Genomic DNA, 13,156 nt, shown 5'->3' on the forward strand with positions numbered 1-13,156 from the left:
CAACCTAAATGGGGAAAGCTATCGATTACGGGAAAAGAGGCTCCAAGAAGAAAAACAGAAGGATCAATGAAAGGTCCTTCTGGGGAATTTTAAACCGGCGATTTTGGGGAAAAAATAATCGGCCTTGACAGTACTTGGCTTCCACACACAACAGACGGATCTACGCTCGATGTTTTACGGCTACAACGTTTCCTGTAACCAACTCCATACATCGAGTAGCAGTTATTGGAGTGCCTTTATTAAACGGTTTTCTCCACGCCTTTATTATATCATACACAAAAGAAAAGGGGAACGCGCATTCCTCTCCCACTTCTGCGCGAAATAGGATGAAATAGCCCCTTACACCGCCGGCATTTGTGAATTCTCGATCCCATTTTCAACGCTGAAGCCGTATTTGCGCCTGCGGCTCTGAACCTCCCGATGGCTAAAGCCACGGGGTTCTTGTGTACTATAGAGCTTCTTCCATACCTTCGCATGGATACTGACTCTACTTCCACAAGACTTTCATGGGCAAACACCTTACTGGTGCTTATCGCCCTGTGCGCCCGATTCAAGACGCTTTTTATCATTTAAATTCCCATGCTACTTACGACATATGGCTGAAGACGAAGTCGTTTGATTTCTTCATCATGCAGTCGAATAAATTGATCCCATCTCTCTAAACATTTGTTCCTATCTATTTCTTTTCGATTGTTTTTCACGTTCATGATTAAAAATGCGCTGTATAAATCTCGTTGTACTTTGTGTCCGTCTACTTCATGCCATCGTTGAGAAAGTGTTTTCTTGTTGTACTCATCGTTTTGATGGTCGTATTGACTTGCCTTGACGCTAAATGTGTCGATGTATTGAAGGGAATAGCCTTCATATTGCAGTTTTTGATTTAGTATGTTCAAAAACAAACTTGGCGCACGATTCGCAATGCTTTTCCCAAATCGTTTTTTCTTTTTGTATTTTCCGTTGGCATCGACTTTTGTTTCTTTTGCCTTTGCTTGAAGTGCTCTGAAATTCATTTTTTCTACTTGGATATGATGGCCTAATGTGATGATCCAATTAGCAAGCCGTTGATGATCTTGTTTACGTTTTTCAGCCATCTTTCTTTGCAACTCGGCTAGTTGTTGACGAGTTTTTAGATAATTTTTACTCCAAACCCATTTTTCCTTGTTGTCTTTTTTTATTGTTCCATCTTCATTGTATTTGTGTGGATTATTCGCCCGTCTTTGACGATCCAATTTTCGTTGAAGAACTCGCTTTTGCTTTTCTATGTTTTCGATGCTCGGCGCAAGAACGAACAACTTGACATTATTCATTGAACAAATAGCGATGGTTTGTGTTCCTATGTCGATGCCAACATCGCCTTGCCCTATTGGATGTTTTACTTCTCCTGTTTGACGGTTTATTTTCTTTGGCGGCACACCTTCAAGGGTGAGTTGGAGAAAATACTTGATTTTCCCCCTAATCCGTCTACGAACGATGCGACAATATTTTATACGGTCTTGTAGAGCCGTATGTGCATATATATCGTTTGAGCGAATTATAACAGGAATAGATAAACCATTCCAAAGCAAATGTTTGTTTTTGAAACGGATGCCTGTGCTATTTGTTTTTCCTTCTAATGAATCCATATCGTTGTATTTTTTAAAAGACACTTTTTTGGCATTGCCAAAGATTAGTTTTTCCATTGCCATACATGCTCTCGTAGCGATTTTTTGTGCGGTGTGTGAGTCGATGTGTTTCTTGAAATGGTGTTGCATTGGCTTAACAAAATCGTGCATAGCGTATTCATTGATTCCGTACTGCCGATATAACTCATTTAGCAAGTTGTTTCTTTCTTTTGATTTTGGTTGTTGGATTAGATGACGATACTGCTTATCGTGTTGTAGTTTTTTATACCGTTTCAGCAATTCGCCCAAACAAGCGTTGTATATTTTTCTGCCAATTTCAAAACGTTTCTCTAATATGTGCGCTTGCCATAATTCTGTTTTGAGTTTCAACGTCAGCACGTAGCTTTTGGTTTTTGTTTTCGCCAATGACACCACTTCCTTTATATTCCTTTATACGTTCTTTTGGTTTTCGATGTACTGTTTAACCGCTTCTTCTGAAATATGACCAATTGTGCAACAAAAATAACTTCGTGTCCATAGCGACGGTAGTCTGCTTTTTAACGAAGGATATTTTTCTCTTAGTATTCGACTACTTTTTCCTTTAAATGCTTGTATTAATTTATGGATATGCTGTCGTGGATCAAAAGAAATAAACATATGAACATGATCTGGCATAATTTCTAACGCTTTAATTTCAACATCATTTTCTTTCGCTACTTCATACAAAATCTCTTTTAAATCTTTTTCAATATCTCCAACTAATACTTTACGTCTATATTTTGGACAAAATATAACATGATATTGATTTAAATAAACAATTCCATTTTTATGAGTATACTTATCATTAGACATTAGATAAACACCTCCTATCTAATATTTATTATACAAAATATTAGATAGGAGTCAATTATCTAATATTTTTTGTTTCGTTTCATCCCAACGACTAAAGTCGTGGGCTTTCACGAAACGCATCCTGTAATTATTGGTTTATCAGCCGACATTCAGCTTCCGCTGATTGCTGGGCTGCGACCTTTACGCGTTTGAAGCGAGAGTCTTCTTTCGAAACGATGATCAACGTTGCGGAAAGGAGGCAGTTCCATTTTTAGATAAATATTGATATCATGAATGTAGAAATAGAAGAAGGGAGATAGGAATCGTGCCGCGATTCGTTTGGCTTGAAACGGAGGAAGAAGTGAGAAGCGCCTTTCCGGTGATGCGTGAGCTGCGCACCCATTTGGATGAGGAAACCTACACGGCGCTCGTGCGAGAAGCGCAAGAACAAGAAGGGTATCAGCTTGTGGCGTTATATGATCAGGACAAAATGGTTGCGGTTGTCGGATTCATGCCGATGATCACGCTCTATAACGGCCGCTTTATTTGGGTGTGCGATTTGGTTACCGCTTCGAGCGAACGTTCGAAAGGATATGGAAAGGCGTTGTTGTCCTATGTGCACGAGTGGGCGAGGGAGCATGGCTACGGGATTGTTTCGCTGTCGTCCGGCCTGCAACGGATAGACGCCCATCGCTTTTATGAGGAAAAAATGGAATATGCAAAAGTCAGTTATGTGTTTTCAAAACGCTTATCGAGTTGAATCCAACGGCGTCTGTTCAGCAGACGCTTTTCATTTTGGGGGTGGGAAATTGTCCTACTTTTCATTATAATAAGAATATATAGTCCGTATTTTGGAATTAATATTCTGATATTCGGAATTGAGGGGCAATGATGAACAAAACGGTGTTAAAAACAAAAGAACTGCTTGATTTGTTTCTCGACTGCGAACGGTTGACTTTGCCAGAGATGGTCGAACGGCTTCAGATGCCGAAAACATCGGTATACCGGATGGCGCAGTCGCTTGTCGCGCTTGGCTTTTTGCAAAAGCGGGGCGATCACTATGAACTCGGTTTGGCATTGTTGACGTTTGGGTCGCTCGTTGCCGAGCGGCTCGATATTCGTCGGGTGGCGCTGCCGGTGATGGGGCGGCTGAAAGAAGCGACGAACGAAGCGGTGAATCTTGTCATCCGCGACGGTGATGAGGCGCTCTATATTGAAAAAGTCGAGACGTCCGAGCCGGTGCGCGTCTATACGAAAGTCGGCCGGCGCGCGCCGCTGTACGCCGGCGCGTGCCCGCGCGCTTTGCTGGTCTTTATGGACGAAAAAGAGCAAGCACGCTATTTGGAACGAACAAAACTTGTCAAAATCGCCAAAAATACCGTAACGGACAAGCAGGCGTTGCGTCGGCAGTTGGAAGAAGATCGGAAACGGGGCTATACGGTCAGCTATTCTGAGCTGGAAAACTATTCGGCGGCTGTGGCTGTACCGATTTTTAACCATGAAGGCGCGGCCATCGCCGGGCTGAGTGTCGCCGGCCCGGAACAGCGTTTTTTGCCGGATGATGTGGCGCGCATCGTTCCGTTGCTTCGGCAGGCGGCGATGGAGATTTCACGTGAACTTGGCTTTCAAGGAAAGGGATGGAAATGAACTATACGCTGTTTCCGTTATGTGAATATGCAGTGACCGTCCGGTTTGCCGATTATATCGATGAGACCGTAAATGATATCGTTCATGAGACAGCGGTTCGCCTAAAGAGAAAACGAAAAGAAGGGGTCAACGAAATTGTGCCGGCGTTTTCATCGCTTACCGTGTATTACGACCCGCTGGCGATTGGTTATGCGGACGTATGCCGGTGGCTGCGCGAAAAGGTCGAGTCGTCTGGACAGACGGACCGGCCTTTGGCGCGAACGGTTGTTATTCCTGTCTGCTATGGCGGTGAATTTGGGCCGGACTTACCAGAGGTCGCCCGCTTTCACGGGATAACGGAAGATGAGGTGGTTACGCTTCATTCGGCCGGCCGCTACCGTGTCTATATGATCGGGTTTTCGCCCGGGTTTGCGTATTTGGGGGGCTTGTCGCCGCGTTTGTCCACACCGAGGCGGGCGGTGCCGCGCACAAAAGTGCCCGCCGGTTCGGTCGGCATCGCCGGCGGGCAGACGGGCGTCTATCCGCTGGCGACGCCGGGCGGCTGGCAGCTGATCGGCCGGACGCCGCTCCGCGTATTTGACCCGCACCGGAAGGAGCCGAGCTTGCTTTCCGCCGGTGACATTGTTGAATTTCGGCCGATTGGCGCCGATGAATTTGCACGTTGGAGAGATGAACATGATTGAAGTCATGGAGGGCGGATTTTTTACGACCGTTCAAGACAGCGGGCGTTTCGGCTACCGGCATGCCGGGGTGCCGGTGGGCGGGGCGATGGACGCGTGGGCGTATCGCCTTGCCAATGCGCTTGTCGGCAACCATGGCGATGAGGTGGTGCTCGAGGCGACGATGTCCGGGCCGACGATTCGGTTTCACGCCGAAACGGTGATCGCCATATGCGGCGGCGAGTTCTCATGCGCGCTGAACGGGCAGCCGTTGGTGCTTTGGAAGCCGGCGGCCGTCAAGCCGGGCGATGTGTTGGAAATCGGGGCATGCCGAGTGGGATGGAGAGCGTATATGGCCGTAGCAGGCGGCATTGATGTTTCGCCTGTGATGGGCAGCCGTTCAACGTACGTCCCGGCGCAGCTTGGCGGTGTATCGGGCCGGCCGTTGCGGCGCGGGGATGTGTTGAAGATTGGGCCGGCCGCTCTCATTTTCCCTTCAAAGCCGCTGCGTTGGGGGCTCTCCCGGTTGGCCAGCCGCTATATCGGCGGAAAAACGAAAACGGTGCGCGCTGTCCCTGGTCCGGAATATGACGAGTTTACGCCGGACAGCCGCACTCAGTTGTTTGCCGCCTTCTATGAGGTGACGCCCCAATCCGACCGGATCGGCTGCCGGCTCGCAGGCCCGGCGCTAGTCCGCGCCCGCGAGAAGGAGATGGTGTCGGATACCGTCGTCTTCGGCACTGTGCAAGTGCCATCGTCCGGCCAACCGATCGTGTTGATGGCCGACAGCCAGACAACGGGCGGCTACCCGCGCATCGCCCAAGTGGCAGCGGTCGATTTGCCTTTGTTGGCGCAGGCGCGTCCCGGCGACCGTATCCAGTTTCGACCGATCGCGCTTGAGGAAGCGGTGCAGCTTTATATCGAACAACAGCAACGGCTGGATCGGTGGATTGCCGCCATTCGCCGCCAATGGGGGGAAGAATCATGACGGTCATTGATCTCAATTGCGATTTTGGCGAAAGTTTTGGTGCATACGAGCTTGGGCAGAAAGAAATATTGTTATACGTTACGTCTGTCAACATCGCCTGCGGGTTTCACGCTGGCGATCCGCTCGTCATGCGGCGGACGGTGCAGCTCGCCATCCAGCATGGCGTTGCCATCGGCGCCCACCCCGGTCTTCCTGATTTGCTCGGATTTGGGCGGCGGGCGATGGCGGTTTCACCCGAAGAAGTGTATGCGTACGTTGTTTACCAGATCGGCGCACTTGCAGCCTTTGTCAAGGCGGAAGGCGGCGTGATGACGCATGTGAAGCCGCACGGCGCCTTGTACAATATGGCGGCGAAAGACGCGGCGTTGGCCGAAGCGATCGCCAAAGCGGTGCGCGATGTCGACCCGTCGCTTGTCTTGTATGGTTTGTCGGGGAGCGAGCTCATCCGCGCGGGCCGCGCTTATGGCTTGCGAACCGCGAGCGAAGTGTTCGCCGACCGGACGTATCAGGCGGATGGTTCGCTCACTCCAAGAAGTGATGCACGTGCCATCATTGTGGATGAAAATGAGGCGGTCCGCCAAGTGCTTCGCATGGTTGGCGAACAGCGCGTCCGCTCATTGCAAGGGACGGACGTGACGATTGAAGCCGACACCGTCTGCCTGCATGGCGACAATGAGCAGGCGGTGCGATTTGCCAAGCGGTTGTATGAAGCGTTGCAGCAAGAAGGCATTGCCATTCAGGCGCTGCGATAAGAAGAGAGACAATGCATAAGAATGAAAGCCGATTAAGCGTGTTGATCGGGGCCGTTTTTTTGATGGCGACATCGGCCATCGCTCTCGGGTTGGCGACATTGCCGTTTTTCCATGTCACCGGGATGGTGCACAGCATGCACGTGCCGATTTTCGCCGGCTAAGCGCCGAATTCAAAACCGCTGCCAGCCGGCTTTGCCCGGCCGACAGCGGTTTTTCGTTTGCCGTCCGTTTTTTGCCATCATTATGAATAATTTTCCTCATTTGTTGAACAATAATGAAAGACATCAGCCGGGCGAAAGGAGGGAGAGAGGCGCTGGTGACAGAAAAACGACTTCTGTTCTTCTCACTGCTGGCCATCGCCTTATATGTGTCGCCGTACTTTGTGCTCGGTGAAGATGCGCATATGCGCGTCCATGACAATTTGGATTCCAACATTGCCTGGTATAAAGTGCTCACCCGAAGCGGCGAACTGTTTGGACCGGTTGACGGAATCATCCCGCAAATCATTAACGGATTGCCGCGCAACGCGTTCGGGACGGAGTTCAGCGGCATCGTCTGGCTTCACGCTTTGTTTCCGTCCATTTACGCCTATGGGCTCAGCCAAGCCATCACCCGCGTGTTCGCGTTTGTCGGCATGTATCTTTTGCTGAAAAAGCATGTGCTGCCGGCCGGACGCTGGGGATGGATCCGCATCGGCGTTTCGTTAACGTTCGCGCTGACGCCGTTTTGGCCGTCGGGGATGTTGAGCACGCTCGGCATGCCGCTTGCGCTTTGGGCGTTTTTAAACATTCGGGGCGGGGAGCGTTCATGGGTGAATTGGGCGGTGTTGACGCTCTTGCCGCTTTACTCGAGCTTTGTGCTTGGCTTTTTCTTTTTCCTAAGCGCGCTTGGGATTTGGTGGCTCATTGATGTCATCCGCGGCAAGGGTTGGAATTGGCGGTTTTTGGCGGCCATCGTCTATATGACGGTGCTCTATTCGGCGGTCGACTACCGGCTTGTCCATTCGCTCTTGTTTTCCGATGAACCGACAAGCCGAGACGAATATTTCCACGCCCGCCTGCCGCTTTGCGGGTGATCCGTCTGACGTTCAAAAACTATGTGCTCGGCCATACTCATGTGATGACGGTGCACGGGTTCGTCATTTTGCCGGTGACGCTCATCGCCTTGTACTTCGTGTGGAAGCGGAAGCGCTGGCGGCAGGAAATGCCGTTTCTTGTGCTGCACGTATTGAACTTCGCGTTGTCGACATGGTATGCATTTTGGTTTTACAAAGGATGGCTGCCGCTCACGGAACGGTTTGATTTGCTCGATAAGTTCAATTTCGCCCGCTATCATTTTTTGCGGCCGATGGTCATTTACGTTTTGTTTGCGATGGCGCTGAAAATTATTTGGCAGGAAGGACGGCGGTGGCGGGCGGTCAGCGCGGCGGCGATCGCTTTGCAGCTGTTGGTGCTTGTCTTGCACAATGAGGAAATCGTCTACCGCAACAAGCCGTCATTTCGCGAATTTTACGCTGAGAAGCAATTTGCCGCCATCCGCGAGTATATCGGCCGTCCCGTCCATACATATCGCGTCGCCAGCATCGGCATCCACCCGGCGATCGCCCAGTACAACGGTTTTTACACGCTTGATACGTACAATAACTTTTACCCGTTGGAATACAAACACCGGTTCCGCTGCATTATCGCCAAGGAGCTGGAAAAAAACAAAAAGCTGCGCGAGTATTTTGACGAATGGGGCGGGCGTTGCTACCTTTTTGTCGACGAACTCGGCAAACATTATATGTTCAAGAAAACGTCGAAGCGGACGATCCGCCATCTTGAATTGAACACAAAAGCGTTTTACGCCATGGGCGGGCGTTATATTTTCTCGGCGTTGCCGATTGAAAACGCAAGCGACAACGCGTTGCATCTTGAGCGTGTGTTTCGCTCGGACGAATCTGCTTGGACGATTTACTTATACAAGGCCGCATGGAAAGGGGGAACGTGAGATGTCCGAACCGGTAGTAGCCATCGTCGAGCCGTGTTACAACGAAGAAGAGGTGCTCCCAGAGACGATCCGCCGCTTGCAGGCGCTGCGCGGCGAACTTGTTGAGGAAAAAATGATTTCGCCCAAAAGTGCGCTCTTGTTCGTGGATGACGGAAGCCATGACGATACATGGAAAATCATTTACAAGGCGAGCTTGTGCCATCCGGAAGTGAAAGGGCTGAAACTGGCGCGCAACGCTGGGCATCAAAACGCGTTGCTGGCCGGTCTGTTTGCGGCAAAAACACACGCCGACTGCTTGATTTCGATCGATGCCGATTTGCAAGATGATTTGTCGGCCATTCGCGAATTTGTGCAAAAGTTTCGCGAAGGGTATGACATCGTTTGCGGCGTGCGCCGGCGTCGCGATACGGATACGTGGTTTAAACGCCATACCGCCCAAGGATTTTATCGGTTAATGAAGATGTTTGGCGTTGATCTCGTGTATAACCATGCCGACTACCGTCTGATGAGCCGGCGCGCGGTCGAGGCGCTCGAACAGTTCGGGGAAGTGAACTTGTTTTTGCGCGGCATCGTTCCGCTTCTAGGTTTTCGCTCGGCGGTCGTCTATTACGACCGGAAAGAACGGCTGGCCGGAAAAACAAAATACCCGTTAAAAAAAATGATCGCTTTTGCGCTCGACGGGGTCACATCGTTTAGCGTCACCCCGATTCGCTTTATTTCGCTCATCGGCTTTCTCTCGTTTGTCGTCAGCCTCATCTTCGGCGCCTATTTTCTCTTTTTAAAGTGGGCTGGACATACCGAGACGGGATGGACGTCGCTCATTACCTCGATTTGGCTGCTAGGGGGGATGCAGCTCATCGCCCTTGGGCTGATCGGGGAATACGTTGGAAAAATTTATAAGGAAACGAAACGGCGGCCGCGCTACATCGTCGATTTGGATTTATGGAACTGGCCACTGCCGCAGCGGCTGTCGCCATCGGCTTCGTCCGAGGAGGCGGAAGCGGAGAAGCGGCTGCGGCCATAAGGAAACGGCAGGCGTGCACAAGCGCGCCGTTTTTCTTTGTCTTGCAATTCTAAAAAAGAAAGAGTAGACTGATGGATGGGAATGATATGGCGGATTGGCGGGGGATGCAGAGAAGGCGGTCTTTCGCCAGCTGGCAAAGGGTGTTTGTCGAGAAAGGGGAGGGTAAGTGATGGCCGATTGGCGTGAATGGGCGGAACTGCGCGAGCGGGTGAGAGAGGCCAATCCGCTCGTCCACAATATGACGAATGTCGTCGTGACGAATTTTACGGCGAACGGATTGCTGGCGCTTGGCGCTTCGCCGGTGATGGCGTATGCGAAAGAGGAAGTGGCAGAGATGGCGAAGCTTGCCGGCGCGCTCGTATTGAACATCGGGACGCTGAACGCTGAGGAAGTAGAGGCGATGTTGATCGCCGGCCGGGCGGCGAACGAAGCCGGTGTGCCGGTGGTGTTCGACCCGGTCGGAGCCGGGGCCACGCGCTATCGAACGGAGACAGCGCGCCGCATCGCCGAACAGGTGAAGCTTGCAGCGGTCCGCGGCAATGCGGCGGAAATCGCCAATATGATCGGCGAGACGTGGGCGATTAAAGGCGTCGACGCCGGGGAAGGAAGCGGCGATGCCGCGGCTTTGGCGAAGCGGGCGGCGGCCAAGCTTGGCACCGTTGTGATCATCACCGGAAAGGACGATGTCGTCACGGACGGAAACACGACGTATTTGGTTCACAACGGCCACCCGCTGTTGACGAAAGTGACCGGGACGGGCTGTTTGTTGACGTCGGTGATTGGGGCGTTTGCCGCTGTTGAGCGTGATATGGTGAAGGCAGCGGTGGCGGCGCTCGCCTATTATGGCGTCGCGGCGGAGCGGGCGGCTGCAGAAGCTGGGGAGCGCAGTCCGGGCCGTTTTCAGTCGTTGTTTCTAGACGCGTTGGCGCACACAAGCGCCGATGATGTGAAGCGTGACGGACAGGTCGAACAACGGTAAAAGGAGAGGGGCGCCACATGGTATTCAAAGCGTTGACGATTGCTGGTTCGGACAGCGGCGGCGGCGCCGGCATTCAAGCGGATCTCAAAACGTTTCAAGAGCTTGGTGTGTTTGGCATGTCAGCGATCACAGCGGTGACGGCGCAAAATACGCTCGGCGTGCAAGGCGTCTTTCCGCTGTCGGCGGAGGCGGTCGCCGCCCAGATCGAATCGGTGGCCGCTGATTTAGGCGCCGATGCGGTGAAAACCGGCATGCTTTTTAGCGCCGATATCATCCGCACCGTGGCTGAACAGGTGAAAAAACACGGCTGGGAGCGGCTTGTCGTCGATCCGGTGATGATCGCGAAAGGCGGCGCCCCGTTGCTGCAAGAAGAGGCGGTGGCGGCGCTGAAAGAAGAACTGTTGCCGCTGGCGCTTGTCATTACGCCGAACATTCCGGAAGCGGAAGCGCTGACCGGCACGGCCATCCGCACGATGGATGACCGCCGCGAAGCGGCGCGCCGTCTGCACCGGATGGGCGCCCGCTACGTCGTGATTAAAGGCGGCCATGATGACGACGGCGAGGAAACGGTCGATTTGCTGTATAATGGAGACGGATTTTCGTATTTTAAAAGCAAGCGGATCGACACGCGCCATACGCACGGGACCGGTTGTACGTTCGCTGCGGCGATTGCGGCTGAACTGGCGAAAGGGCGCCACCCCGCTGATGCTGTGGCAACGGCGAAGGCGTTTGTACAATCGGCGATTGCCTATCCGCTCGGCATCGGCCAAGGCCACGGGCCGACGAACCATTGGGCGTATCGGCAATATGGGGAGTGAGACGGGTGACGCGCATCACAAGCGAAGAAATGAAAGAGCGGTTGGCGGTGTACTTTATTATGGGAACCCCAAACAGTGAGAAGCCGGCGGAGCAGGTGCTCGAGGAAGCGCTTGACGGCGGCGTGACGCTGTTTCAATTTCGCGAAAAAGGACCGGGCGCTTTCAAAGGGGAAGACAAAGCGGCGCTCGCCCAGAGATTGCAGCGTCTTTGCCGCACTTATGGCGTGCCGTTTATCGTCAACGATGACGTCGAGCTGGCTATGGCCATCGATGCCGACGGTGTCCACGTCGGCCAAGATGATGAAGACGCGCGGCGCGTGCGGGAGAAAATCGGTGATAAAATTTTAGGCGTTTCCGCCCACAACGTCGAAGAAGCGATGGCGGCTATGGCGGCAGGGGCTGATTACATCGGCGTCGGCCCAATTTATCCAACCCGCTCAAAGGATGATGCGAACGAAGCGCAAGGCCCCGATATTCTTCGCCGCCTCCGCGAAGCGGGGATTACGATTCCGATTGTCGCCATCGGCGGCATTACGGCTGACAATGCAAGAGAGGTGATGGAGGCCGGAGCGGACGGGGTGTCGGTCATCAGCGCCATCGCGTCATCTCCGTCGCCTAAAGCCGCCGCTTCTCGTTTATTGGAGGCGGTGCGGGCTGCCCGTGTGAAACGGTGACCATCAAACAGACAAGACAAAAGGGTGTCCTGTTCGCAGGACACCCTTTTTGCGTCTTATGAAGCCGTCTGCCGCCACCTCGGCCACCGCCATTCAAGCAGCGGCCGCACGAGCCGGACGACCGGCCGGCTGCCGAGAACGAGCATAACGGCGACTGACAGCGCGAGCAGAAGCGGATAGCCGTGCACATCCATAATAAAATCCGTAAACGGCGTTTCGTGCAAATATTTTAAAATAAACCCGTGCAAGATATAGATGTAAAACGTGCGCGCCCCAAGCACGGAAAACGAGAAGCGCCGGCTCGGGATGAGCGACAGAAAGCCAAACATCATGAGCAGGCTCGCCCCATAAATGGCAAGGCGGCCCGCCGCGCCGGCCGGCTCCGACACGCCGAGCGTATCGTATGACTTTGAGCCGTACAACCAGTCTTGCGGCAAGTCTGGAAACCCGAAATGAATAAGCACAAACATGCCAGTCAGCACAAACAGCGAAGCGACGCGCACCGGTGCGGCAAACAGGCGCTCGATCGCCGGCTTTGGCGTGAAAAACCCGAGCAAAAAGAACGGGAAAAACGTGAGCGTTCTTGACAAGCTCAGCCATTTTTCCGCTTCCATCATCCCGCCGGCCAAGCCGAGAAGAAGCGCCATCGGCAGCGCGATCCGCTTCGGCAGCCGGCCGAACCATAACAGCAGCACGTTCCAGCTGAACAGGCTGAGCAAAAACCATAGGCTCCAATGCGGGGTCAACAAGTCAAGTTCCAACGACTGTTTGTCGTACAGGAAGAAGTAGTAGACCGAGTACAGCAGCTGGAACAGAACGTACGGAATGAGCAGCTTTTTCGTAATTTTTTGCAAGTAGCCGTGTTCATAGAACTTTTTGGCGAAATAGCCGGAAATGAAAATGAACGCCGGCATATGGAAAAAAATCCACGTATACAAGCTGTGCACCCATAAGACGCCGTCAATGTACGGGCGCAGAAAATGGCCAAACACGACAAGGAGCATCAACGCACACTTCGCGTTGTCAAAATAATAGTCCCGCTCCTTCACAGTGTTTCCTCCCTCTAGAAATGTTGATTTATCAAGGCTTTTCGGCCCCTCAGGGGTGTCCAAAAAATATTTTTCGACAAAATCCCTTACATCCTTTTTCAGTTTTGTGGATATCTTACAGACCTAGGGTGCGCTTCGCGGCCAC

13 protein-coding genes and 1 pseudogene are annotated in these 13,156 nt (G+C 52.4%); 11 read left to right on the top strand and 3 right to left on the bottom strand.

What is annotated here, in order from left to right:
* Window positions 1–569: 569 nt before the first annotated feature.
* On the bottom strand, window positions 570–2,033 hold the full coding sequence (locus tag IKE44_RS07490; protein WP_227412724.1) for a transposase: 1,464 nt from the start codon (window positions 2,031–2,033) through the stop codon (window positions 570–572).
* An 18-nt stretch (window positions 2,034–2,051) separates the two neighbouring features.
* Window positions 2,052–2,453 carry an IS200/IS605 family transposase gene (tnpA, locus tag IKE44_RS07495; RefSeq protein ID WP_044743973.1) on the bottom strand — a complete coding sequence of 134 codons (402 nt, stop codon included), beginning with the start codon at window positions 2,451–2,453 and terminating at the stop codon, window positions 2,052–2,054.
* A 304-nt stretch (window positions 2,454–2,757) separates the two neighbouring features.
* Here tnpA and IKE44_RS07500 point away from each other — a divergent pair, with 304 nt between their 5' ends.
* The 11 genes and pseudogenes from IKE44_RS07500 (at window position 2,758) to thiE (ending at window position 11,962) form a co-directional block, all read left to right on the top strand.
* Window positions 2,758–3,192 carry a GNAT family N-acetyltransferase gene (locus IKE44_RS07500; protein WP_033016602.1) on the top strand — a complete coding sequence of 145 codons (435 nt, stop codon included), beginning with the start codon at window positions 2,758–2,760 and terminating at the stop codon, window positions 3,190–3,192.
* A 131-nt stretch (window positions 3,193–3,323) separates the two neighbouring features.
* Complete coding sequence (locus IKE44_RS07505; RefSeq protein WP_287465491.1) at window positions 3,324–4,079, top strand: IclR family transcriptional regulator; 756 nt, start codon at window positions 3,324–3,326, stop codon at window positions 4,077–4,079.
* On the top strand, window positions 4,070–4,762 hold the full coding sequence (gene pxpB, locus IKE44_RS07510; protein ID WP_183084004.1) for a 5-oxoprolinase subunit PxpB: 693 nt from the start codon (window positions 4,070–4,072) through the stop codon (window positions 4,760–4,762). Before IKE44_RS07505 ends, pxpB begins: the two co-directional genes overlap by 10 nt.
* On the top strand, window positions 4,755–5,726 hold the full coding sequence (locus IKE44_RS07515) for a 5-oxoprolinase subunit C family protein (protein ID WP_049625116.1): 972 nt from the start codon (window positions 4,755–4,757) through the stop codon (window positions 5,724–5,726). Before pxpB ends, IKE44_RS07515 begins: the two co-directional genes overlap by 8 nt.
* Complete coding sequence (locus tag IKE44_RS07520; RefSeq protein ID WP_033015378.1) at window positions 5,723–6,478, top strand: 5-oxoprolinase subunit PxpA; 756 nt, start codon at window positions 5,723–5,725, stop codon at window positions 6,476–6,478. Before IKE44_RS07515 ends, IKE44_RS07520 begins: the two co-directional genes overlap by 4 nt.
* An 11-nt stretch (window positions 6,479–6,489) precedes the next feature.
* Complete coding sequence (locus tag IKE44_RS07525; protein WP_155266792.1) at window positions 6,490–6,639, top strand: hypothetical protein; 150 nt, start codon at window positions 6,490–6,492, stop codon at window positions 6,637–6,639.
* A gap of 113 nt (window positions 6,640–6,752) precedes the next feature.
* Window positions 6,753–8,467: pseudogene (locus IKE44_RS07530) on the top strand (DUF6044 family protein).
* Between the two features lies 1 nt (window position 8,468).
* Window positions 8,469–9,491 (top strand): glycosyltransferase family 2 protein, encoded by a 1,023-nt coding sequence (locus tag IKE44_RS07535; RefSeq protein ID WP_049625982.1) that lies wholly within the window; start codon window positions 8,469–8,471, stop codon window positions 9,489–9,491.
* A 169-nt stretch (window positions 9,492–9,660) separates the two neighbouring features.
* Entirely contained in the window at window positions 9,661–10,470 is an 810-nt protein-coding gene (thiM, locus tag IKE44_RS07540) for a hydroxyethylthiazole kinase (RefSeq protein ID WP_033015373.1), read from the top strand.
* Between the two features lie 17 nt (window positions 10,471–10,487).
* Window positions 10,488–11,288, top strand: a complete 801-nt coding sequence (gene thiD / locus IKE44_RS07545; protein WP_287465494.1) for a bifunctional hydroxymethylpyrimidine kinase/phosphomethylpyrimidine kinase — start codon at window positions 10,488–10,490, stop codon at window positions 11,286–11,288.
* Window positions 11,289–11,293: 5 nt separating this feature from the next.
* Complete coding sequence (thiE, locus tag IKE44_RS07550; protein WP_049625119.1) at window positions 11,294–11,962, top strand: thiamine phosphate synthase; 669 nt, start codon at window positions 11,294–11,296, stop codon at window positions 11,960–11,962.
* A 56-nt stretch (window positions 11,963–12,018) separates the two neighbouring features.
* Here thiE and IKE44_RS07555 read toward each other — a convergent pair whose 3' ends face one another.
* Window positions 12,019–13,011, bottom strand: a complete 993-nt coding sequence (locus IKE44_RS07555; protein ID WP_049625981.1) for an acyltransferase family protein — start codon at window positions 13,009–13,011, stop codon at window positions 12,019–12,021.
* Between the last annotated feature and the right edge of the window lie 145 nt (window positions 13,012–13,156).

It is taken from the genome of Geobacillus sp., from assembly GCF_017515625.1.
Taxonomy (GTDB): domain Bacteria; phylum Bacillota; class Bacilli; order Bacillales; family Anoxybacillaceae; genus Geobacillus; species Geobacillus stearothermophilus.